Source organism: Pseudomonas mangrovi, assembly GCF_003052585.1.
Lineage (GTDB): Bacteria > Pseudomonadota > Gammaproteobacteria > Pseudomonadales > Pseudomonadaceae > Aquipseudomonas > Aquipseudomonas mangrovi.
This window is the reverse complement of record NZ_QASN01000020.1, coordinates 300,974-321,957: the sequence shown is the minus strand read 5'-3', so window position 1 is coordinate 321,957 and position 20,984 is coordinate 300,974. Positions and strand designations below refer to the sequence as shown.

At 64.8% G+C, this 20,984-nt stretch carries 18 protein-coding genes; 17 read left to right on the top strand and 1 reads right to left on the bottom strand.

Annotation, left to right across the window (positions count from 1 at the left end):
- Nucleotides 1-141 precede the first annotated feature (141 nt).
- From DBO85_RS14225 to alaC, 4 genes are all read left to right on the top strand, one after another.
- Nucleotides 142-351, top strand: coding sequence for a YgdI/YgdR family lipoprotein (locus DBO85_RS14225; protein ID WP_108107929.1), 210 nt, complete (start codon nucleotides 142-144; stop codon nucleotides 349-351).
- A 185-nt stretch (nucleotides 352-536) separates the two neighbouring features.
- A complete protein-coding gene (locus DBO85_RS14220) occupies nucleotides 537-1,760 on the top strand; it encodes a CmpA/NrtA family ABC transporter substrate-binding protein (protein ID WP_108107928.1) in 1,224 nt (407 codons plus the stop codon).
- 9 nt (nucleotides 1,761-1,769) lie between these two features.
- A complete protein-coding gene (locus DBO85_RS14215) occupies nucleotides 1,770-2,348 on the top strand; it encodes an ANTAR domain-containing response regulator (protein WP_108107927.1) in 579 nt (192 codons plus the stop codon).
- A gap of 579 nt (nucleotides 2,349-2,927) precedes the next feature.
- Nucleotides 2,928-4,169: an alanine transaminase gene (gene alaC, locus DBO85_RS14210; protein WP_108107926.1), complete on the top strand. Its 1,242-nt coding sequence runs from the start codon at nucleotides 2,928-2,930 to the stop codon at nucleotides 4,167-4,169.
- 466 nt (nucleotides 4,170-4,635) lie between these two features.
- Here alaC and DBO85_RS14205 read toward each other — a convergent pair whose 3' ends face one another.
- Nucleotides 4,636-5,049 (bottom strand): hypothetical protein, encoded by a 414-nt coding sequence (locus tag DBO85_RS14205; protein ID WP_108107925.1) that lies wholly within the window; start codon nucleotides 5,047-5,049, stop codon nucleotides 4,636-4,638.
- Between the two features lie 124 nt (nucleotides 5,050-5,173).
- Between DBO85_RS14205 and DBO85_RS14200 the strand changes: the two genes are divergently transcribed.
- The 13 genes from DBO85_RS14200 (at nucleotide 5,174) to DBO85_RS14140 (ending at nucleotide 20,946) form a co-directional block, all read left to right on the top strand.
- Nucleotides 5,174-5,542 (top strand): transcriptional regulator, encoded by a 369-nt coding sequence (locus DBO85_RS14200; RefSeq protein ID WP_108107924.1) that lies wholly within the window; start codon nucleotides 5,174-5,176, stop codon nucleotides 5,540-5,542.
- 249 nt (nucleotides 5,543-5,791) lie between these two features.
- Nucleotides 5,792-7,162: a CmpA/NrtA family ABC transporter substrate-binding protein gene (locus DBO85_RS14195; RefSeq protein WP_108107923.1), complete on the top strand. Its 1,371-nt coding sequence runs from the start codon at nucleotides 5,792-5,794 to the stop codon at nucleotides 7,160-7,162.
- Nucleotides 7,163-7,219: 57 nt separating this feature from the next.
- Complete coding sequence (locus tag DBO85_RS14190) at nucleotides 7,220-8,212, top strand: ABC transporter permease (RefSeq protein WP_108107922.1); 993 nt, start codon at nucleotides 7,220-7,222, stop codon at nucleotides 8,210-8,212.
- 153 nt (nucleotides 8,213-8,365) lie between these two features.
- A complete protein-coding gene (locus tag DBO85_RS14185; protein WP_108107921.1) occupies nucleotides 8,366-9,160 on the top strand; it encodes an ABC transporter ATP-binding protein in 795 nt (264 codons plus the stop codon).
- A gap of 202 nt (nucleotides 9,161-9,362) precedes the next feature.
- Entirely contained in the window at nucleotides 9,363-10,475 is a 1,113-nt protein-coding gene (locus DBO85_RS14180) for a polysaccharide lyase family 7 protein (protein WP_108107920.1), read from the top strand.
- 164 nt (nucleotides 10,476-10,639) lie between these two features.
- Nucleotides 10,640-11,974 carry a CSLREA domain-containing protein gene (locus DBO85_RS14175; RefSeq protein WP_108107919.1) on the top strand — a complete coding sequence of 445 codons (1,335 nt, stop codon included), beginning with the start codon at nucleotides 10,640-10,642 and terminating at the stop codon, nucleotides 11,972-11,974.
- A 239-nt stretch (nucleotides 11,975-12,213) separates the two neighbouring features.
- On the top strand, nucleotides 12,214-13,542 hold the full coding sequence (locus DBO85_RS14170; RefSeq protein ID WP_108107918.1) for a CSLREA domain-containing protein: 1,329 nt from the start codon (nucleotides 12,214-12,216) through the stop codon (nucleotides 13,540-13,542).
- Nucleotides 13,543-13,609: 67 nt separating this feature from the next.
- Nucleotides 13,610-14,998 (top strand): choice-of-anchor Q domain-containing protein, encoded by a 1,389-nt coding sequence (locus DBO85_RS14165; RefSeq protein WP_108107917.1) that lies wholly within the window; start codon nucleotides 13,610-13,612, stop codon nucleotides 14,996-14,998.
- A 167-nt stretch (nucleotides 14,999-15,165) separates the two neighbouring features.
- Complete coding sequence (locus tag DBO85_RS14160) at nucleotides 15,166-16,524, top strand: CSLREA domain-containing protein (RefSeq protein ID WP_108107916.1); 1,359 nt, start codon at nucleotides 15,166-15,168, stop codon at nucleotides 16,522-16,524.
- A 106-nt stretch (nucleotides 16,525-16,630) separates the two neighbouring features.
- Nucleotides 16,631-17,110 (top strand): hemerythrin domain-containing protein, encoded by a 480-nt coding sequence (locus DBO85_RS14155; RefSeq protein ID WP_108107915.1) that lies wholly within the window; start codon nucleotides 16,631-16,633, stop codon nucleotides 17,108-17,110.
- A 262-nt stretch (nucleotides 17,111-17,372) separates the two neighbouring features.
- Nucleotides 17,373-18,062, top strand: a complete 690-nt coding sequence (locus tag DBO85_RS14150; protein ID WP_108107914.1) for a polysaccharide lyase family 7 protein — start codon at nucleotides 17,373-17,375, stop codon at nucleotides 18,060-18,062.
- A gap of 222 nt (nucleotides 18,063-18,284) precedes the next feature.
- Nucleotides 18,285-18,728 (top strand): thioesterase family protein, encoded by a 444-nt coding sequence (locus DBO85_RS14145; RefSeq protein WP_108107913.1) that lies wholly within the window; start codon nucleotides 18,285-18,287, stop codon nucleotides 18,726-18,728.
- Between the two features lie 1,006 nt (nucleotides 18,729-19,734).
- Nucleotides 19,735-20,946, top strand: coding sequence for an MFS transporter (locus DBO85_RS14140; RefSeq protein WP_108107912.1), 1,212 nt, complete (start codon nucleotides 19,735-19,737; stop codon nucleotides 20,944-20,946).
- Nucleotides 20,947-20,984 lie beyond the last annotated feature (38 nt).

Sequence of the window (20,984 nt, the reverse complement as noted above, 5' to 3'; positions counted from 1 at the left end):
GCCGGAAGATCGCAAATGAGCGGTCATCTGCCCGCCCGCTGCGGTTGGACGATTTTTCGGAAATCGCCTTGCTGGGCGTTCGACCAGCGGCTTTAGTGCAAGCAAGGCCGACAGGCGGCCATTCAACCAAGGAGCATCGCCATGAAGCATCTGATTCTTGCCGCATTCCTCGCAGTCGGTCTGGCTGGCTGCGCCAGCGAATACCTGATCATCACCGACGACGGTACCGTCCATACCAGCGAGGGCAAACCGTACATGGACAGCGACAGTGGGCTGCTTGAGTTCGAGGACAGCGACGGCCGCAAACACCAGATTCCGCAGAACACCGTGAGGAGCGTGATCGAGCGCTGAGTTCCTTGCGCATGACCAGGCAACCCCGCTCCGGCGGGGTTTTCACGTTATGGCACATCGCTTGCTTCAAGCCGAACATGGAAAGCGTTCCAACGGCGGAGCGCTTCATCGACAATGGCGTCGCTCTCGACCTCCGGTAAACGGTCGTCGGGGCGGCGTTTTTTTGTTCACTGGCGGAATAGGCGATGAGCGAACAGCACTGCAATACGACGAGCAATCCCCTGGCCTGGGTGGCCGGTTCAGACGCGCCGGAAAAGAGCGCTCTCGACCTAGGCTTCATGGCCCTGACCGACTCCGCGTCGCTGATAGTCGCCGCCACGCAAGGCTTTGCCCAGCCCTACGGCCTGACCCTGAACCTGAAGCGCCAGGCGTCCTGGGCGGTACTGCGTGACAAGTTGCTCAGTGGAGAGCTGGACGCAGCGCAGATGCTCTACGGCCAGGTTTACGGTATTCATCTGGGCCTTTCCGGCGCGCCTGCCGAAATGGCCATCCTCATGGCCCTGAGCCAGAACGGCCAGGCGATCAATCTGTCCGCTGCGTTACGTGACGCAGGCGTGGTCACTGCCGAGGCGCTGCGTGCCCGTGCGCACCAGAGCGGTGCGCGCAAACTGACCTTCGCCCAGACCCTTCCGACCGGCACCCATGCCATGTGGCTGAACTACTGGCTGGCCAGCCAGGGCGTCCATCCGCTGGAAGACGTCAGTACCCTGGTGGTGCCGCCGCCGCAGATGGTGGCCCACCTGCAGGCCGGCCGCATCGACGGTTTCTGCGCGGGCGGCCCCTGGGGCGCAGTCGCAGTGGAACAGAACCAGGGTTTCACCCTGGCTACCAGCCAGATGATCTGGCCGGACCATCCGGAAAAGGTCCTGGGGGTTACCGCAGCCTTTGCCGAGGCCTATCCGAACACTGCCCGCGCACTGAGCATGGCGGTGCTGGAAGCCAGCCGCTTCATCGAAGCCAGCGAGGAAAACAAGCGCAGCACCGCACAGCTGATCAGCGGCAGCGAGTATGTCGACGCCCCGCTCTCCGCCATTCAGCCGCGCTTTCTCGGCCAGTACGAGGATGGCCTCGGTCACGCCTGGCTCGACGCTCATCCACTGCGTTTCTTCGCCAACGGTGAAGTCAATTTCCCCTGGCTGTCCGATGGCATCTGGTTCCTGACCCAGTTCCGCCGCTGGGGCCTGCTCAGGGAAGATCCGGACTATCTCGGCCTGGCTCGCCAGATCCACCGCCTGGATATCTATCGCGATGCCTGTGCCGCGCTCGACATCGCCGTGCCCGAGCAGCAGATGCGACGCTCGACACTGATCGACGGACGCGTCTGGGACGGCAATGACCCGGCAGGCTACGCCGCCAGCTTCGACATCCACGCGCGTGCTACTGTCGCCGCCGCTCACGTCGCTCGATAAGGGGGCCGCATGCTACGCATTCTCCTGATCAACGACACACCGAAGAAGGTCGGCCGGCTGAAGAACGCCCTCAGCGAAGCGGGTTTCGAGGTCATCGACGAGTCAGGCTTGGTCATCGACCTGCCCGCCCGCGTCGAGGCCGTACGCCCCGATGTGGTGCTGATCGACAGCGAGTCGCCAGGCCGTGACGTGATGGAACAGGTGGTCCTGGTCAGTCGCGACCAGCCCCGGCCGATCGTCATGTTCACCGACGAGCACGACCCCAACGTGATGCGCCAGGCGATCCAGTCCGGGGTCAGCGCCTACATCGTCGAAGGCATCCAGGCCGAACGCCTGCAACCGATTCTCGACGTCGCCATGGCCCGTTTCGAGAGTGAGCAGGCGCTACGCGCACAGCTGCAGGCGCGCGAGGCACAACTGGCCGAACGCAAGCGCATCGAACTGGCCAAGGGCCTGCTGATGAAGATGAAAAGCTGCAACGAGGAAGAGGCCTACACCCTGATGCGCCGTCAGGCGATGAGCCGGCAGCAGAAGCTGATCCAGGTGGCCGAACAGATCATCGCCATGCACGACATGCTGGGCGGCTAGGCGTCGCTTTCAGCGCAGGCTGGAAGCTTTCGGGGTTCGGGCCACCGACAAGCACACTCCGCAGCCAAAACATCGCTCACCCGCGGCGCCGGATGAGATGAGGCGGAGTGCAAGGTACCGAACACCGCCTGAGCCACTCACAGGGCTGCGAGTTACGCCAACCATCCCTCACCCGCCTTCGGCACCCTCTCCCGATGGAGAGGGAAAAGCGGTGCATGCCCTGCAGCTCTGTAGAACCATACAGCGCCGTCGCCCCACAGCTGTCCTTCTCCCTCCGGGAGGAGGTGGCGCGCAGCGCCGGATGAAGGATGCGCCAGCTTGCAGGGTGCCCTGACAAGGCCTACCCATGATCAGAGGGAGATCGCTGCAACACCCCCTCACCCGCCCTCGGCGAATTGTCCCGGCTGGCGAGGAAAAGGCACAGCGCCACGCACCAACTGCAAAATTCCCCAATAAACCACGCAAACCAGCGATCGCCCGCTTGAAGCCCGGCGCTCGCGCGTTTATCTTCCCGCCAGGCCGCTCAGTCGGCCAGCGTCGCTCGGACGGTTCCGGGCGCTTACGTACATCGAGGAAGACATGACCGACTCCCGTCCCGGGCGCCGTTTTGCGCGCATCGACCGCCTGCCCCCCTACGTTTTCAATATCACCGCCGAGCTGAAGATGGCTGCCCGCCGCCGCGGCGAGGACATCATCGACTTCAGCATGGGCAACCCCGACGGCGCCACGCCGCCGCACATCGTCGAAAAGCTCTGCACCACCGCACGCCGCGAAGATACTCACGGCTACTCGACCTCGCGCGGCATCCCGCGTCTGCGCCGGGCCATTTCGCGCTGGTACCAGGAGCGCTACGCGGTGGAAATCGACCCCGACAGCGAAGCCATCGTCACCATCGGCTCCAAGGAAGGCCTGGCGCATCTGATGCTGGCAACCCTGGATCATGGCGATACCGTGCTGGTGCCCAACCCGAGCTACCCGATCCACATCTACGGCGCGGTGATTGCCGGCGCCCAGGTGCGCTCGGTGCCACTGGTACCGGGGGTGGATTTCTTCGCCGAACTGGAGCGGGCGATCCGCGAGTCGATTCCCAAGCCGAAGATGATGATCCTGGGTTTTCCTTCCAACCCGACCGCGCAGTGCGTCGAGCTGGACTTCTTCGAACGCGTGGTCGCCCTGGCGAAGCAGTACGACGTGCTGGTGGTACACGACCTGGCCTACGCCGATATCGTCTATGACGGCTGGAAGGCCCCCTCGATCATGCAGGTCGAAGGCGCCAAGGACATCGCGGTGGAGTTCTTTACCCTGTCCAAGAGCTACAACATGGCGGGCTGGCGGATCGGCTTCATGGTCGGCAACCCCGAACTGGTCAGCGCCCTGGCGCGGATCAAGAGCTATCACGACTACGGCACCTTCACCCCGCTGCAGGTGGCGGCCATCGCCGCGCTGGAAGGCGATCAGCAGTGCGTGCACGACATCGCCGAGCACTACCGGCAGCGCCGCAACGTGCTGGTAAAAGGGCTGCACGAGCTCGGCTGGATGGTCGAGAACCCCAAGGCCTCGATGTACATCTGGGCCAAGATCCCGCCGGCCTATGCCCATCTGGGCTCGCTGGAGTTCGCCAAGAAGCTGCTGCTGGAGGCCAAGGTCTGCGTCTCGCCCGGTATCGGCTTCGGTGACTATGGCGATGACCACGTGCGCTTCGCCCTGATCGAGAACCAGGACCGCACACGTCAGGCGATTCGCGGGATCAAGGCGATGTTCCGCGCCGACGGCCTGCTGCCGCCGGCCGAACCCAAAGCCCGGCGCACGCCCTCGAGCTGACCAGATGCTGCAGGTTTGGCAACGAGCCCGCCACGGGGCCGGTCTCTGGCCGGGCTTTGCCAAGCTGCCAGTCAGACCGAGCTGCCCAGTGCGGCGGACAATCCCATCAGGTTGTCTGCGGCAAGCGCGCAGGGTGCGAACAATTGCCCGCCCGTGTACTTGAAGTGCGTGTGTGAACACGGTCAGTGAGCCGAGCCAGAAGAACTGCTCGGCTCGCTTACAGCAATCACTCGGCCGCATGCATTCAGCCTTTCCTGCCAAAACCGCTGCCGCTTTCAGCTGTGGCGGCGACCTCTTCGCTAAGAAGCCAAGGTAGCGAGCGAAGGCCTGGAAGCAACGCCTGGTCGAGGCGCAATGAGCGGGAAAAGCGCAGCAGAATGGATGAACACTTGACCGGGCCCACGGTCGGGGATCACTTCAACGATGCCCGACCGAGCGCAGTAATTATTCAGAGATGTCCTGAGGATCAGCCGGCCGGCACCGCCGAGCCCGAGTAGTCCAGCGCCGTCCAGGCGCGGCTCAGGCCGTCGCTGATCACGCAACCCGGGCTATCCAGATCGACGTTGTACTGTTGCGACAACAGACGGGTCTCGCCCTCCAGCGCACCGCTGCGCTCGGTGAGCCACTGCAGCTTGCCGCAGTTGGTCGTCTCGATCACATAACTGGCAGCGATCTGCGAATGCTGGCCGGGCAGCTTGACCACATCCAGCACCCTTCCGCGCTCTTCCATGCGCTGACCATCCTGTACCAGTACCGCCCAGGCCTCGCTGCCCTCGATCACCAGATAGGCGCCGTTGGGCATCGGGCGTTCCAGCTGCTGGGGTTGGGCGCAGCCGCCGAGCAGGGCCAGGAACAGACTTGCAAAGAGGATTTTCGACATGGGATGAGCTCCTTGTGCTGAAGATCGCGCCGGTGTGAACCGGGAGTGAAAGTACTATCGCCAGATACTGTTTATTTGTACAGTACTTTTTCACGACGCGATCCAGCGCTTCAAGGAGCCATAGATGAGCCTCTCAATCGCCCCACCCGCCAATAGCCTGATCCAGGCGGCCCAGACGTTGTCGAGCGAAGGGCGCATCCGCGCCGGCCAGGCGCCGTTGGAACCTGCGCGGCTGAACACCCGCTTCGACGAGATCCGCGCGCTGCTGCGCGCGGCCGGCTATCCACATGCGCTGGAGTTCGCCGGCTACCAGGCGCGCGTCTACGCCCTCTATGACCCGAGCCGCTTCACAGAAGTGGAAGTATTGCGCTGGCTGCGCGACGACTTGGACAGACGTGCAGAGGAGCGCACCGATTGCGCACCCGAAAGAAGCAGTCTGCCCCTGACGTGCTCGCTGCGCGCTCCACTCACTGCTGGCCGCTGCCCTCTCTGAGCCCCCGTTACACCCGTCGGCCACGCCGACTGGCGAGCTCAAACCACTGATTCAAAAGCAATATATCCAATCGACAAGAGCCTTTCAGAAAGCTGGCAAGGCCTTTGCTAGAACCCTCTCAGCCACATCCGTCTTCGGGTCGCCAACGGCGGTGATCGGGACGAACTGACAAAGACGTCACGGCAGCCCCCTTTCCAGGGAAGGCTCGCTGCGACGTCTTTTTTCGTTTCTGACCGCGAGGATTCATCGATGCGCAAGACCCGCCGCAACCCACTCAAGACCCTGCTTGGCGCCACCCTGCTGGCGCTCTCCCCGCTGGCCACGCAACTGGCCCTGGCCGCCGAGCCGGAGAAGGAAGAACTCAAGCTCGGCTTCATCAAGCTGACCGACATGGCCCCCCTGGCCATCGCCTATGAAAAGGGCTACTTCGAGGACGAAGGTCTCTACGTCACTCTCGAGGCCCAGGCCAACTGGAAGGTGCTGCTCGACCGGGTGATCGACGGCGAGCTGGACGGCGCGCACATGCTCTCCGGACAACCGATCGGCGCCACCATCGGCTTCGGCACCAAGGCCGACGTGGTTACCGCCTTCACCATGGACCTCAACGGCAACGCCATCACCGTTTCCAACGCCGTCTGGGAAGAGATGAAGAAGAACGTGCCGATGGAAGCCGGCAAGCCGGTACACCCGATCAAGGCCGATGCCCTCAAACCGGTGATCGACCAGTTCGCCAGCAGCGGCAAGAGCTTCAACCTGGGCATGGTGTTCCCGGTCTCCACGCACAACTACGAGCTGCGCTACTGGCTGGCCGCAGGCGGCATCCATCCCGGGTTCTATGCGCCGCACAAGGGCGACATCAGCGGTCAGATCGATGCCCAGGCACTGCTCTCGGTAACCCCGCCGCCGCAGATGCCGGCGACCATGGAAGCCGGCACCATCCACGGTTACAGCGTGGGCGAACCCTGGAACCAGGCCGCGGTGTTCAAGGGCATCGGCGTCCCGGTGGTGGCCGACTACGCGATCCGCAAGAACATGTCGGAAAAGGTCTTCGGCGTTTCCAAAAGCTGGGCGGATGCCAATCCCGAAACCCACAAGCGCCTGGTCAAGGCCCTGATCCGCGCCGGCAAGTGGCTGGATGAGGACAACAACGCCAACCGTGCCGAGGCCGTGGAAATTCTCTCCCGCCCCGAATACGTCGGCGCCGACGCCAAGGTGATCGCCAACTCGATGACCGGCACCTTCGAGTTCGAGAAAGGTGACAAGCGCGAGGTACCCGACTTCAACGTGTTCTTCCGCTACCACGCCACCTATCCCTACTACTCCGACGCAGTCTGGTACCTGACCCAGATGCGCCGCTGGGGTCAGATCGCCGACGCCAAGCCGGACAGCTGGTACTTCGACACCGCCAAGAGCGTCTACCTGCCGCAGATCTACCGCGAAGCGGCCGCCGAGCTGATCGCCGAAGGCAAGGCGGCAGCCAGCGACTTCCCGCCGGCCGATGAAGACGGCTTCCGCGCGCCCTTGGCCGACACCATCGACGGCGTGGTCTACGACGGCCGCACACCGAACGCCTACCTGGAGCAGTTCGCCATCGGCCTGAAGGGCGACAGCAAGCTCTGACTCACCCAGGGAGCCGGTGCGCCGGCTCCTCACCTTCGCTTTCAAGAGGAAAGGACGATGAGCAATCCGAACATCGCCACCCCGATCCAGCAGACGCTCAAGGCGGCGCGCAGCAGCGCGCTGATCAAGCGCTGGGCGCCGCCGGTGATCCTGCCGCTGCTCGGCATACTGCTGTTCCTGCTGTGCTGGCAGGGGATGGCCAACAACATCCAGACCAGCCTGGGTCAGTTCCCCGGCCCGCTGCAGGTCTCCGAGCAGTTCGGCGGACTGGTCAGCGCGCACATGCGCGAACGCGAGAAGGCCGCCGCCTTCCACGAGCGCCAGGAGAAGCGCAACGCCGAGATCCTGGCAAAGAACCCCGACGCCGAGGTGCGCACCCGCCCCTACACCGGCAAACCGACCTTCGTGCAGCAGATCTTCACCAGCCTCTACACGGTGATGGCCGGCTTCCTGATCGCCTCGCTGATCGCCATCCCGCTGGGCATCCTCTGCGGCCTGAGCAAGAGCACCTACACCGCGATCAACCCGCTGATCCAGGTGTTCAAGCCGGTTTCGCCGCTGGCCTGGCTACCGCTGGTAACCATGCTGGTCAGCGCGCTCTATGTCAGCGAGGACCCGCTGTTCGCCAAGTCCTTCCTGACCTCGGCCTTCACGGTGGCGCTGTGCTGCCTGTGGCCGACCGTGATCAACACCACCGTCGGCGTGGCCAGCATCGACCAGGACCTGAACAATGTCAGCAAGGTACTGCGCCTGTCGCCGCTGACCCACGTGCGGCGGATCGTCCTGCCGGCCGCGCTGCCGATGATCTTCACCGGCCTGCGCCTGTCGCTGGGCACCGGCTGGATGGTGCTGATCGCCGCCGAGATGCTGGCGCAGAACCCCGGCCTGGGCAAATTCATCTGGGACGAGTTTCAGAACGGCAGCTCCAACTCCCTCGGTCGAATCATGGTGGCGGTGATCGTCATCGGCCTGATCGGCTTCGCCCTCGACCGTCTGATGCTTCTGCTCCAGCGCCTGTTTAGCTGGGACAGGAACGCCGTACTGCGCTGAACCTCTGAAAAGTACTGCGCTCGGTCTGACGTCGTTGAAATCACCCTCAAAATGCTCATTTACCCTACGTAAACTGCGCTTTTTCGGATTATTTCGCCTCGCCAGACCTTCGCTCGCTACCTTTTCAGAGGTTCCCCAATTAGGAGAACCACCATGAGCAACGCACATCTCGAACTGACCGGCGTGGGCATCGACTTCCCCACCGACAAGGGCCTGTTCTGCGCCCTGCAGAACGTCAACCTGAAGATCGCCAAGGGCGAGTTCGTCTCGCTGATCGGCCACTCCGGCTGCGGCAAATCCACCGTGCTGAACATCGTTGCCGGGCTCTACCAGGCGACCACCGGCGGCGTCATCCTCGATGGTCACGAAGTCAATGAACCCGGCCCGGAGCGCGCAGTGGTGTTCCAGAACCACAGCCTGCTGCCCTGGCTGTCGTGCTACGAGAACGTCGAACTGGCGGTGCGCCAGGTGTTCCAGGGGCAGAAGTCGCGGGCGCAGATGCGCGAGTGGATCGAGCACAACCTGGCCCTGGTGAACATGACCCACGCCCGCGACAAGCGTCCCGGCGAGATCTCCGGCGGCATGAAGCAGCGGGTCGGCATCGCCCGTGCGCTGGCCATGCAGCCCAAGGTACTGCTGATGGACGAGCCCTTCGGCGCGCTCGACGCGCTGACCCGCGCCCACCTGCAGGACTCGCTGATGGCCATTCATGCCGAGCTGGGCAACAGCGTGATCATGATCACCCACGACGTCGACGAAGCGGTGCTGCTTTCCGACCGCATCGTGATGATGACCAACGGCCCGGCAGCGACCGTCGGCGAGATCCTCAAGGTGGACCTGGAGCGCCCGCGCGAACGGCTGCAACTGGCGCATGACAGCCGCTACCACGAGTACCGCAGCGCCGTGCTGGAGTTTCTCTACCAGCGCCAGCAGCGCCCGGCGGCCTGATCCTGGCGGCGACCAGCCTGACCGACCGGTCACGCTGGTCGCCTGCCCTCGCGAAAACCGGAACAAAGGTCGCACGGCGCTGTCTGCGCTGCGGGAGGGAACGATCCTGCGAAGTCGTCCATGGCCAAGCCATGCACAGGCATGACGCCACCGCCATCGGGAGGGGCACTCTGCCCCACCACCATACTTCGGGGATATCCGCATGACGCCTTCAACACTTTGCAGGACGGCCGCGCGTCGCCTATTCGCCAGCACGCTGCTCGCCAGCAGCCTGCTTTCTGTCCACAGCTTCGCGGCACTTGACCCCTCGCTGCCGCCAGGCGGCAACTTCGATCTCGGCAACTGGAACATCACCATTCCGTTCGATGCCGAGAACGACACCGTCGGCAAACCACTGACCATTCTGCCGGTCAATCTGGTTGGCCCCAACGGCTACAGCCACATGCCGGCGTTCTTCACCGACAGCGACGGTGCCATGAACTTCTGGGCGCCGCTCAACGGCGCCACGACCGGCGGCTCCAAGCATCCACGCTCCGAACTGCGCGAGATGATCGACGGCGTCAGCAACGCGGTGAACTGGGACAGCTTCGGCACCGCCATCCTCGACGCGCAGGTGCGGGTGATGAAGGTGCCGGCCGACGACGGCATCGTCATCATCGGCCAGGTCCACGGTCACGGCTCTGCACCCCTGGTGCTGCTGTACTACAAGTATGACCAGACCAAGCAGACCGGCCGCGTCATCGCCAAGCTGCAGGGCACCCCGGTACAGGGCCCGCCCTTCACCCAGAACACCATCGCCACCGATATCAGGCTGGGCGAGCGTTTCACCTACCAGATCAAGGTCGAGCGCCAGCCCAACGGCGGCCCGGCGATCGCCTCGTCCTCGGTCAACAACGGCACGCCTGCGGAAATGGTCATGGAGCCCTCCTGGGACCTGGAAACCTTCTACTTCAAGGCCGGCTCCTACCTGCACACCTACGGTGACAGTGCCACCGACGGTGCCCTGGTCAAGTTCTACCGTCTGGCTGCCAGCCATCCGGCCAACGGCCTGCTGATCACCACCTCGGCATCCTTGCCGCGCGCGCGGGCCGGGCAAGCCTATAGCGTGCAGCTGCAATCGCGCGGCGGTGTCGGCGGTGGCACCTGGAGTCTTGCCAGCGGCTTCCCGCCGGCCGGCCTGAGCCTGTCCGCAGACGGCGTGATCAGTGGCGTGCCTGCCAGCGGCAATGGCAAGGTCGATGACTTCATGGTCAAGGTACGCGACGCCAACGGCGCCACCTTCGCCAAGAAATTCTCCATCGTCGTCCAGCCCTGACGGGCAAGGGGCCGCGCAACGCGGCCCTCTTCTTTCAGCCGTCGATCAGCCCGCCCGACGGCGACGAATTTCCTGAAGACGGCCGGGTCCATCTCCCGGCGCGGCGATCCAACGCAGTCCGCCGACCTCACCTATCCAATAGAACCCACTCAGTGGAGCCGGACATGCCGATAAGCCGTTTCACCCTCGCCCTGATTTCATTGCTCGGATTCGCCGGTGCGGCAAATGCCGTCACGCAGGTCCGTGTCACCACCACCGAAGACAGCTTCGATGGCGCCTGCGACGCCCATTGTTCGCTGCGCGAAGCCATCCATGTCGTCAACACCAACCCCGGAGACTACCGGATCATCCTCGACATCGGCACCTATCGCCTGTCGCTGCCGCCGCCGATGAAAAAAGGCCTCATCCAGGACGAAGACGAAGGGCACAACGGTGATCTGGACATCATCGGCTCGCTGGTCATCCGCGGCGCCGGGCCGGATCGGACGATCATCGACGCGCAGGGCCAGGATCGCATCTTCGATGTCCTCGACTATGCCCAGCTCGACCTGCGCAACCTCGGGCTGCGCAACGGCATGCACCCGGTCGACGGTGGCGCCATCCGCAACAGCGGGTTCCTGGCCTTGCGCTCGGTGCACCTGCGCGACAACCGCGTGGTCAGCCAGACCTCGCCGACCCAGGGCGGCGCGATCGCCAACTACGGCGTGCTGGATGTGTTCAGCAGCCAGTTGATCAACAACCAGAGCGAATCGGCCAACGGCAGCTACTCGCGCGGCGGCGCGATCTTCAATGCCCTGGTGCTGCAGGTGCGCGATTCCCGCTTCCAGAACAACCGCACGCTTGGCGGTTCGCAAACGCGGGCAAGTGGCGCCGCGGTCTACACCTTCGGCCATGCCGACATCGCCCGCAGTGCCATGCTCGACAATCACAGCGACGGCGAAGGCAGCGCCATCAGCAACCGCCAGCTGGGCATCCTCAAGCTGTCCAACAGCAGCCTGTTCCGCAACGGTACGGGCACTGCGCGTCCGGGCGCGGTAATCAGCAACGGCCTGCAGGGCTCCGGCCGACCGTCGCTGCGACTGGTCCACGTCACCCTGGCGGACAACCTCGGCTACGGCCTGGACAACCATGGCGACGTCGACGCGCGCAACAGCATCATCCTCGGCAACCGCAGTGCAGACGGCCAGGTCAGCAACTGCCGTGACAACCTGGGCGAACCGACCTTCAAGGCCCGCGGGCTGCTGCTCGGCGCTGAAAGTCTGTGTCCGGCCGATCTGCGCGTCGCCGACGGCGAGCTGTTCACCCGGGTGCTGCAGCCTTCCCATGACGGCAACGGCGTGCGTACCGGGTTCCTTCCTCAGGTCGAAGGCCCCGCACTGGGGGCCGGCGTGGGTAGCTGCGCCGGACACGATCAGGTGGGCACACTGCGCCCGCAGGATGCCAATGGCGATGGCCAGGCGCGCTGCGATCTGGGCGCCTTCGAGTTGCCGGGAATCTGACTCTCGGGCGGCGCGATCACGACGGCGCGCCGCCTTTCATCCTTCAGAACTCCCTGGTTCTGCGCAGCCAACAGAACGCCTGGCAGACAGCGTTCGGTGCGCAGCGTCAGCACGAACGTGCAAGGCGCCGAACGGTAGCTGAATCCTCTCCTGCGCTACCTACACTGCACGACGCCACACCCCCATGCATTGCAGCGGAAGCCATGCCTTGTCCGCCTTCCACCACCAAGGAGAAGGACATGCACAGCTCCCGATTTCTCGTCGGTTGCGGGCTCCTGTTGCTGGCCATCGGCGCCCAGGCCCAGCATCCGGACATCATCGTCAGCAAGACCAGTGACAGCTTCGATGGCGTCTGCGACAGCGACTGCTCGCTGCGCGAGGCCATCACACTCGCCTCCCAGCGCCAGGGCAGCCAGCGCATCCGCCTGGGAGCCGGGGTCTATCAGCTGAGCCTCGCACCGCCCCAGGACACCGCGGGCAATCCGCTGGAAGAGCATGAAAACCACAATGGCGACCTGGACGTTCGCTACGCGGCGATAACCCTGCTCGGCGCCGGCATGACCCGCACCGTCATCGACGCCGGGCAGCTGGACCGTCATTTCGATGTCGTCGCAGGCGCCAGCCTGCTCATTCAGGATCTGAGCCTGCGCAACGGCTTTCACTCCAGCGAAGGTGGCGTGTTGCGCAACTACGGAGTGGCCGAATTGAAACGGGTGCGCCTGATCAACAACAGAGTCAGCTTCGCCCAGCCGTTCGGGCGAGGCGGCGCCATCGCCAACTACCAGAGCCTGCGGGTGCTGCAGAGCGAATTCATCCGCAATCACCTCGAAGGCAGGGGCGGCATGAACTACACGGCGGTGGCCCATGGCGGAGCCATCTACAACGCTCGCGACCTGCTGGTGCGCGACAGCGTATTCCGCGGCAGCCGCGCCGCGGCCGACTACGAATCCGGGGGAGGCGCGCTGTACAACAGCGGCTTCGCCGACGTTGCCCGCAGTGCGTTCATTGGCAACGGCAGTACCGGCAACGGCGGCGCGGTGTCCAACGCCGACAACGGCGTACTGGGCATGAGCAACAGCACCCTGAGCAGCAACATCACCCTGTATGGCGGCGCCCTCGCCAACGGCGTCGATTACTCCGCAGAACCCTCCAGCCCGAAGGCCTATCTGGTGCACCTGAGCATCGTTGCCAACCACGGCCGTGGCCTGCACAACACCGGTCACGCGCGGGTGCGCAACAGCGTGATCGTAGGCAACCAGGGCTCGAACTGCAGCAGTTCAGGCATCTATGCCCAGTTCGAATCCCAGGGCCTGCTGCTCAGCGACCTCTCCCCCTATGGTTGCCAGGCCGACTTCATGGTCGATAGCGCCAGCGTATTCAGTGAGGTGCTCTACCCGATCGATACCAACGCCACTGGCCTGCCGGCCCATCTTCTGCGTCCCGGCAGCGCGGCAGTGGACGCGGGTACATCCGCTTGTGCCAGCCATGACCAGCGCGGCGTGGCGCGCCCACGCGATGGCGACGGCGATGGCGTCGCGCGTTGCGATCTGGGCGCCTACGAGCTCTGACACCGCAGCCATGGCTGCCTGTACACACCCCAGGAAAACGACCAGGTCGCAACTCAAGGAGCTTCCCATGCGTGCATCTCACATCAGCAAACCATTGCTACTCGGCGCTCTGCTCTGCGCTCCCCTCGCCGCCCAGGCACTGGAGATCATCGTCAGCAAAAACGAAGACAGCTACGACGCCAGCTGCGACAGCGACTGCTCCTTGCGCGAAGCCGTCGCCCTGGCGAGCAGCACCGCGGGTTCGCATCTCATCCGCCTGCCTGCCGGAGTCTTCCAGCTGAGCCTTGCGCCCATGACGGAAGATGATGGCTGGACCACCACGGTACTCGACGATGACTTCAACCTCGACGGCGACCTCGACGTGTACAACAGCCTGCGCATCGTCGGCGCGGGCCCTGACCAGACGATCATCGATGGGGGAGGAATAGACCGCATCTTCGAGGTCTTCGATGGCGCCTCGCTGACCCTGGAGCGCCTGCAACTGCGCAATGGACGCCACAGCTACGACGGCGGCGCCATCCGCAACCACGGCACCCTGTCGCTCGGCAAGGTCGATCTACTGCGCAATCGCGCGACCAACGCGTTCAACCAGGCGCGCGGCGGCGCAATCGCCAACTACGGATCGCTGGTGATTCTGCACGCCAACCTGCTGAACAACTCGGTAGGTACCGGCGATACCTCCTGGGCACTCGGCGGCGCAGTGTTCAACGAAGGGCAATTGATGATTCGCGACAGCCGCTTCAGCGACAACTCGGTCTCCACCGACGATGTCATCAGCAGTGGCGGTGCGCTCTTCAACCTGGGCCGCGCCGACATCGCCCGCAGTCTTTTCGACGGCAACTCCGCCAGCGATGGCACTGGAAGTGCCATCAGCAACGAGGACGGCGGGATACTCAAACTGAGCAACAGCACCGTCACCGGCAACGATACCTATGGCCTGTACGATGCCGGCGCGATCAACAATGGCAGCGGCTACCCCTACAACCGCAATTACCCTACGCCAGTGCGCGCTCCGCAAATGCAGCTCATCCACGTCACCATCGCCGCCAACAGCGGCACCTACGCCGTGGAAAACCACGGCGCGCTGAACGTGCGCAACAGCCTGATCTTCAGCGGGCTGAATGGCGAGTGGGACCAACTTCAGGGCTGCATCAACAGAGGCGCCAACGCCACTTTCAACGCCCGTGGCCTGATGCTCAGCGAAGGAGACGGCAACTGCGTCGGCGATCTGCCTCCGGTCAGCGATGCGCAGATCTTCAGCCAGGTCCTCTACCCGCTGGCGGACAACAACTCGGCCATCCCCAGCCACGCCCTGCGCCGCGGCAGCCCGGCGGTGGATGCCGGTGTCGGCAGCTGCGCCAGCCATGACCAGCGCGGCTTCAGCCGCCCGCGCGATGGGAACGGCGATGGCGTAGCCAAGTGCGACCTGGGCGCCTATGAGCGGATGAAGCCCTGAACCACCCGCTCGCCGCGGCGGCAAGGCAGAGCCGTTAGCGGCACACCCTCAGCGGGGCAGACAGGCTGCCCCTGCCCTTCCGCAGACAAGCGGCGTGCCACCGAGCGCGCCCCGGGTATCTGCAACGCTGTCACATCAGCGCACCTCGACCCAACGGAGGCATACCGATGAACACCGTCCGCGAACTGCTTCTCTGCGCCCTCTGCCTGACGCCCGCCGCGCATGCCCTGGAGATCAACGTGAGCAGAACCGACGATCGTTTCGACGGCGTGTGCGACAGCGATTGCTCCTTACGCGAAGCCGTGGCCCTGGCCAATGCCACGCCGGGCAGCCATCGCATCAGGCTCGCTGCCGGGCATTACCTGCTCGAGCAACCGGCGCAGGGGCTCGAGGATGAAGACGTCCGCCATGGCGATCTGGACCTCTTCGGCCAATTGACCATCGTTGGCGCGGCCGACTATCCGGAAATCACCCTGGAAGCCAGCAGGATCGACGGCGGCGCGCTGGATCGGCTCTTCGACGTGCACCCCGGCGCTCGCTTGCGCCTGGAAAAACTGCGCCTGGAGAACGGTCTGCACCCGCGCCAGGGCGGCGCGATCCGCAACCGCGGACGGCTGCAGGTCGAGCAGGTGACCTTTCTCCTGAACAGGGTCGAAGGCGCCACTGCGCACGCCCGTGGTGGCGCGGTGGCCAACCAGGGCGCGCTCCTGGTCAGGCACTCGCTGTTCAGCGAAAACGCGGTACGCACGGCAGGCAGCAGTTGGGCGCTGGGCGGTGCCATCCACAACAGCGGCGTGCTGGTCTTGCGCGACAGCGCCGCGGCGTCCAATCACGCCGCACACGGCAGAGACGGCGAAGGTCGCAACTCCGCCGGTGCAGACATCTACAACCTGGGCCTGGCCAGCCTGGCCCGCTGCACGCTCGGCGGCTACACCGAGCGCGGCATAGGCGGCGCGCTGAACAATGAGCATCACGGTGTCGTGCAGATGAGCAACTGCACCGTGCGGACCGGTCGCACCGGCGCCTCGCTCGACTCCTCCATCATTGGCAACGGCACACTGGGTCTCTACCCGGACAGCACGCCCTTCATGCGGCTCGTCCACGTCACCGTTGCCTGGAGCCAGGGCGGCTATGCGCTGGACAACCGCGGCCTGATGCAGGTGCGCAACAGCCTGGTGTTCAGCGGCTACAACCCCGAAACGCAGCGCTACCAGGGCTGTCGCAGCCAGGGTCCAGGCGCACGCTTCGAGGCCCGCGGCCTGCTGCTCAGCGAAGGCATCGGCAATTGCCTGGCCGACCTGCCGCCGGTCGCCAACGAAACGATCTTCACCGAGGTGCTGGATCAGGTGGCCTTCCATGGCTCGATCGCACCCAGTTACGAGCCCCTGCCCGGCAGCCCGGCGGTCGATGCCGGCGTCGGCGGCTGCGCCAGCCAGGACCAGCGAGGCGCCGCCCGCCCCCAGGACGGCGATGGCGACGGCATCGCCCGCTGCGACCTCGGTGCCCACGAGCGCAGCGCCCGCTGAGCGGCGCTACCGCCCGTCCCGCCAGGGAGAACGCTGGTAACCGGGCACCGGTCAGTTCAGTACGCAAGGAGCCAAGCACGAGCTCCACGTCTGACGAGGAAATGCCATGAATGCCATTGAACTGTTGAAAGACGATCACCAGAAGGTCCTGGGAATGCTCGAAAAGCTCGCGGACACCACCGACCGCGCCGAGAAGACCCGTACCGAACTGCTGGCGAAGATCGAAAAGGAACTGCAGATCCACACCCAGATCGAGGAAGAAATCTTCTATCCGGCGTTTCGCCAGGCAGGCCATGAGGCGGGCAAGCGCGAGGACGAGAAGATGTTCCACGAGGCCACCGAGGAGCATCGCGCCGTCGAGGCCCTGGTGCTGCCGGACCTGCTCAAGACCGATCCCTCCAGCACCGCTTTCGCCGGCCGTGCCAAGGTTCTCAAGGAACTGGTGGAACACCACGCCGAAGAGGAAGAAAAAAGCATGTTTCCCGAAGCACGCAAGCTGCTCGGTGAGGGCGTGCTGAAGACCCTCGGTGAGGCGATGGCGCAGCGCAAGAAGGAATTGATGGCGCAAACACGCGACGCTGCCTGACCGTCGGTCGTCTGCCTGAGCTCAGTCAGGCAGACGCCACCTAGCCGGAAAACCCAGGCACTCCGTGACCTGCACCGTGATGGCCACCCCGACCATCGCGGCGTTTGCCGTTGCGCTCGATAAACGGCGGGGAACAAGCGCGCCGCTTGGCTACCAAAGGCCGGCACCCCCTGGCGGGACGGCCGGGGGTCCGTTCATGGCGAAGCACTGACAGGAGTCGCGCCCCCAGGCCGGAATCATCCGGCCGCAGGAACCCGACCTAATGATCGACCTCAGCACCTGGAACCTGACTACTCCAGCTACCCAGGAAAATCCCCTGATAACCACCCAACAACTGAACAACGGCTACCGCAGCAGCTACTTTCGGCGCAACGCCGATGGCAGCCTGACCTTCTGGGCACCGGTGACCGGCAGCACCACCTCCGGCTCCTCCTACCCGCGCAGCGAACTGCGTGAAACCAGCCGCGACGGCAAACCGGTGTTCTGGAAATACGACCGCGCCAACGACCGCCTGGCCGCGGTGCTGACCGTGGAGCGCCTGCCCAGCAACGAGAAACTCATCGTCGGCCAGATTCACAGCAAGGATGAGCCCGGCAGCATGCGCGACCCGCTGCTGAAGATCCGCTATCGCAAGGTCGATGGCATCGGCCGGGTCGAGGCCGTGGTCCGTCGCCGACCCGGCGAGAAGGCCTGCGACAGCCACCTGCTGCTGGACGGAGTAGGTCCCGGAGACCAGTTCGGCTATCGCATCGATCTCGATAGCCGCGGAAAACTGCAGGTGGCCGCGTCGAGCGCAAATGGCCAGAGCAGCAAGTTCAGCCAGCAAGTCGACCCGCGCTGGAAGAAGCAGAGTCTGTACTTCAAGGCCGGGCTCTATGTGCTGGACAACAAGGGACCCTCCACCGAAGGCGGCCGCGTGACCTTCCACTGGCTGGACAGCGCGCACCGCTGAGCACGGGTGCCCTGTGGTCGTCCTGCGCGGCGGTCGACCGCAGGGTCGTCGGGTGCGCCGATGGCGCGGGCAGGACGTGCCCCGAACTGGCACGGCGCGGGCCGATAAACCCGGCGACTGGCGGATCATTCCTGACGCGCCAGTCAGCCTGCGGCGGCGTAGAATTGCGCCAGCCGCAGCCCAGCGGCGCCTCCGATCCAGTAGTAGAGGATGCACCCCGCCATGGCCCGCATGCAGTTGCAGTTTCCCGAAGACCAGTTCTGTTTTTCCACCCACCTGACGGTGCGCATCACCGACATCAACTCGGCCAACCACCTGGCCAACGACTCGATGATTTCGATGATCTCCGAGGCCCGCGCACGTTTCCTGTTCGACTTCGGCATCCAGGAAAACCAGGCCGACGGCACCGGCATCATCGTCACCGACCTCGCCACCACCTACAAAGCCGAAGCCCACGCGCGCGATCAACTGCTGTTCGAGGTCGGCGTGATGGACTTCAATCGCTACGGAGGCGATATCACCTTTCGCATCACCCGCCCCGCCGACGGCCGCCTGATCGCCATGGCCAAGTCCGGTTTCGTGTTCTTCAACTACATCACCAGCAAGGTGGTGGCGATGCCGGAAACCTTCGCCAGCAAATTCAGCAAGGTCAACTGGCTGGACTGAGCGCACCAGCAGCGACCACCGCCAGCTGCAAATGCACCCTTTTTGCCCGCCGCAGAGCGTCTGCTCGTCCTGCGAAAGCCATTCTACGGGCCCTCCAGCTGCTGGCCCGTAGTTTGCTTAGGCTGGGCCATGGGTCGACCAAAGCCGGTCCCCCTCAACCCCGACAAAGGCGTCGCGTGAATCTGCTCAGGCAGGATCACTCGACGCTTTTTTCGTTTGCGCTCCGTTCTGACGGAGACGGTAGCCGGACCGCGATCCGGACGACTGCCGGGTTGTTTCTCAACTCCTGTTGTGGCGAAAGCCATTTCTGCGCCGGCCACAAGCCGTGCGTTCACCGGGTGCCGGCCGGCGCCTGCCCACGATCGGGCAAAGGCCGGCGCGCCGGTGTCTTTTATCTCCCCCCCGGCATTGTCGATGAACAGCGAACAGCTGGCTGATCTGCAGAGGGCATCCCCTCGGCGGTATTGCATGCGGCAACTCCGCCAGAATCTCGCTGCACCCAGCACACCGGGCCATCCCTCACCCGCCTTCGGCACCCTCTCCCGATGGAGAGGGAAAAAGCGTGCGCGGTCCGGCTTGGCACTTCGCGTGGCAGCGCCATGCGGCTTTTCCTTCTCCCTCCGGGAGAAGGTGGCGCAACGCGCCGGATGAGGGATAGTTCGGGATGCTGGGTGTGACCAGATACGCGGCCACCTCCTGCAATCGCCCCGCCCCGATATGGCGCAGCACTGCTCCAGCAGCGTGCAAAAAGTCCATCAACCCAAAGCAAAAACCCGTGCCCAGCCCCGCGAACGCTGGTCTCCCGCTGCCTGGCACAGTAGATGCTAGGCCCTGTTCATCGGTAACCAACGGCGGTCATCGGCACGTGACAAAGGCGTCGCATCACCCTGCCCAACAGCAGGCGTGCTGCGACGCCTTTTTCGTTTCGCCCCGTCGTCGGGGCAGCACACAACCGATCAATCGGCAAGCAAGTGCCTGCCAGACGGACGCCCCCAAGGAGTCGCCCATGAACAGCAGTTTCTGGAAAGCCGGCCACACGCCGACGCTCTTCGCCGCCTTCCTCTATTTCGACCTGAGCTTCATGGTCTGGTACGTGCTCGGCCCGCTGGGCGTGCAGATCGCCACCGACCTCGGCCTGACCACCCAGCAACGCGCCATGATGGTCGCCACGCCGATCCTCGCCGGTGCCGTGCTGCGCTTCCTCATGGGCATGCTGGCCGACCGTACTTCACCCAAGAGCGCCGGCATCGTCGGCCAGGTGATCGTCATCACCGCACTGAGCGTCGCCTGGGTGCACGGCATCCACAGCTATGGCCAGGCGCTGTTGCTCGGGCTGTTCCTCGGCTTTGCCGGCGCCTCCTTCGCCGTCGCCCTGCCGCTGGCTTCGCAGTGGTACCCGCCGCAGCACCAGGGCAAGGCGATGGGCATCGCCGGGGCCGGCAACTCAGGCACCGTGCTTGCCGCCCTGTTCGCTCCCGGCCTGGCCGCCCTGTTCGGCTGGGGCAACGTCTTCGGCCTGGCGCTGATTCCGCTGGTGCTGACCCTGGTGATCTTCGCCAGCGTGGCGAAGAATGCGCCGCAGCGACCCGCGCCCAAGTCCACCGCGGACTACCTCAAGGCGCTGGGTGACCGCGACAGCTGGTGGTTCATGTTCTTCTACAGCGTGACCTTCGGCGGCTTCCTCGGCCTGGCCAGCACCCTGCCCGGCTACTTCCACGACCAGTACGGCTTCGACCCGGTCAAGGCCGGCTACTACACCGCCGCCTGCGTCTTCGCCGGCAGCCTGATGCGCCCGCTCGGCGGCGCCCTGGCCGACCGCGTCGGCGGCATCCGCGCGCTGCTGGTGATGTACACGGTGGCCGCCCTCTGCATCGCCGGCGTGGGCTTCAACCTGTCCAGCTCGCTGGCGGCACTGGGCCTGTTCGTCGTTGCCATGCTCAGCCTGGGTGCCGGCAACGGCGCGGTATTCCAGCTGGTACCGCAGCGCTTCCACCGCGAGATCGGCGTGATGACCGGGCTGATCGGCATGGCCGGCGGCATCGGCGGCTTTGCCCTCACCGCGGGGCTCGGCGCAATCAAGCAATCCACCGGCGACTACCAGTTGGGCCTGTGGCTGTTCGCCAGCCTCGGCGTGCTGGCCTGGGTCGGCCTGTACGGCGTCAAGCGTCGCTGGCGGACCACCTGGGGCTCGGCAGCCATGACGGTGGCGCGAGTCTGATGCGCGGCCTGCCCCGTCGCCTGCCGGAGCGCGCCACA

Excerpts from the sequence above, each read along its gene's own strand:
- DBO85_RS14225 (WP_108107929.1), top strand. The coding sequence starts at position 142 with ATGAAGCATCTGATTCTTGCCGCATTCCTCGCAGTCGGTCTGGCTGGC.
- DBO85_RS14165 (WP_108107917.1), top strand. The coding sequence starts at position 13,610 with ATGCGTGCATCTCACATCAGCAAACCATTGCTACTCGGCGCTCTGCTC.
- DBO85_RS14155 (WP_108107915.1), top strand. The coding sequence starts at position 16,631 with ATGAATGCCATTGAACTGTTGAAAGACGATCACCAGAAGGTCCTGGGA.
- DBO85_RS14185 (WP_108107921.1), top strand. The coding sequence starts at position 8,366 with ATGAGCAACGCACATCTCGAACTGACCGGCGTGGGCATCGACTTCCCC.
- DBO85_RS14190 (WP_108107922.1), top strand. The coding sequence starts at position 7,220 with ATGAGCAATCCGAACATCGCCACCCCGATCCAGCAGACGCTCAAGGCG.
- DBO85_RS14160 (WP_108107916.1), top strand. The coding sequence starts at position 15,166 with ATGAACACCGTCCGCGAACTGCTTCTCTGCGCCCTCTGCCTGACGCCC.
- alaC (WP_108107926.1), top strand. The coding sequence starts at position 2,928 with ATGACCGACTCCCGTCCCGGGCGCCGTTTTGCGCGCATCGACCGCCTG.
- DBO85_RS14220 (WP_108107928.1), top strand. The coding sequence starts at position 537 with ATGAGCGAACAGCACTGCAATACGACGAGCAATCCCCTGGCCTGGGTG.
- DBO85_RS14205 (WP_108107925.1), bottom strand. The coding sequence starts at position 5,049 with ATGTCGAAAATCCTCTTTGCAAGTCTGTTCCTGGCCCTGCTCGGCGGC.
- DBO85_RS14150 (WP_108107914.1), top strand. The coding sequence starts at position 17,373 with ATGATCGACCTCAGCACCTGGAACCTGACTACTCCAGCTACCCAGGAA.
- DBO85_RS14180 (WP_108107920.1), top strand. The coding sequence starts at position 9,363 with ATGACGCCTTCAACACTTTGCAGGACGGCCGCGCGTCGCCTATTCGCC.
- DBO85_RS14140 (WP_108107912.1), top strand. The coding sequence starts at position 19,735 with ATGAACAGCAGTTTCTGGAAAGCCGGCCACACGCCGACGCTCTTCGCC.
- DBO85_RS14195 (WP_108107923.1), top strand. The coding sequence starts at position 5,792 with ATGCGCAAGACCCGCCGCAACCCACTCAAGACCCTGCTTGGCGCCACC.
- DBO85_RS14170 (WP_108107918.1), top strand. The coding sequence starts at position 12,214 with ATGCACAGCTCCCGATTTCTCGTCGGTTGCGGGCTCCTGTTGCTGGCC.
- DBO85_RS14200 (WP_108107924.1), top strand. The coding sequence starts at position 5,174 with ATGAGCCTCTCAATCGCCCCACCCGCCAATAGCCTGATCCAGGCGGCC.
- DBO85_RS14175 (WP_108107919.1), top strand. The coding sequence starts at position 10,640 with ATGCCGATAAGCCGTTTCACCCTCGCCCTGATTTCATTGCTCGGATTC.
- DBO85_RS14215 (WP_108107927.1), top strand. The coding sequence starts at position 1,770 with ATGCTACGCATTCTCCTGATCAACGACACACCGAAGAAGGTCGGCCGG.
- DBO85_RS14145 (WP_108107913.1), top strand. The coding sequence starts at position 18,285 with ATGGCCCGCATGCAGTTGCAGTTTCCCGAAGACCAGTTCTGTTTTTCC.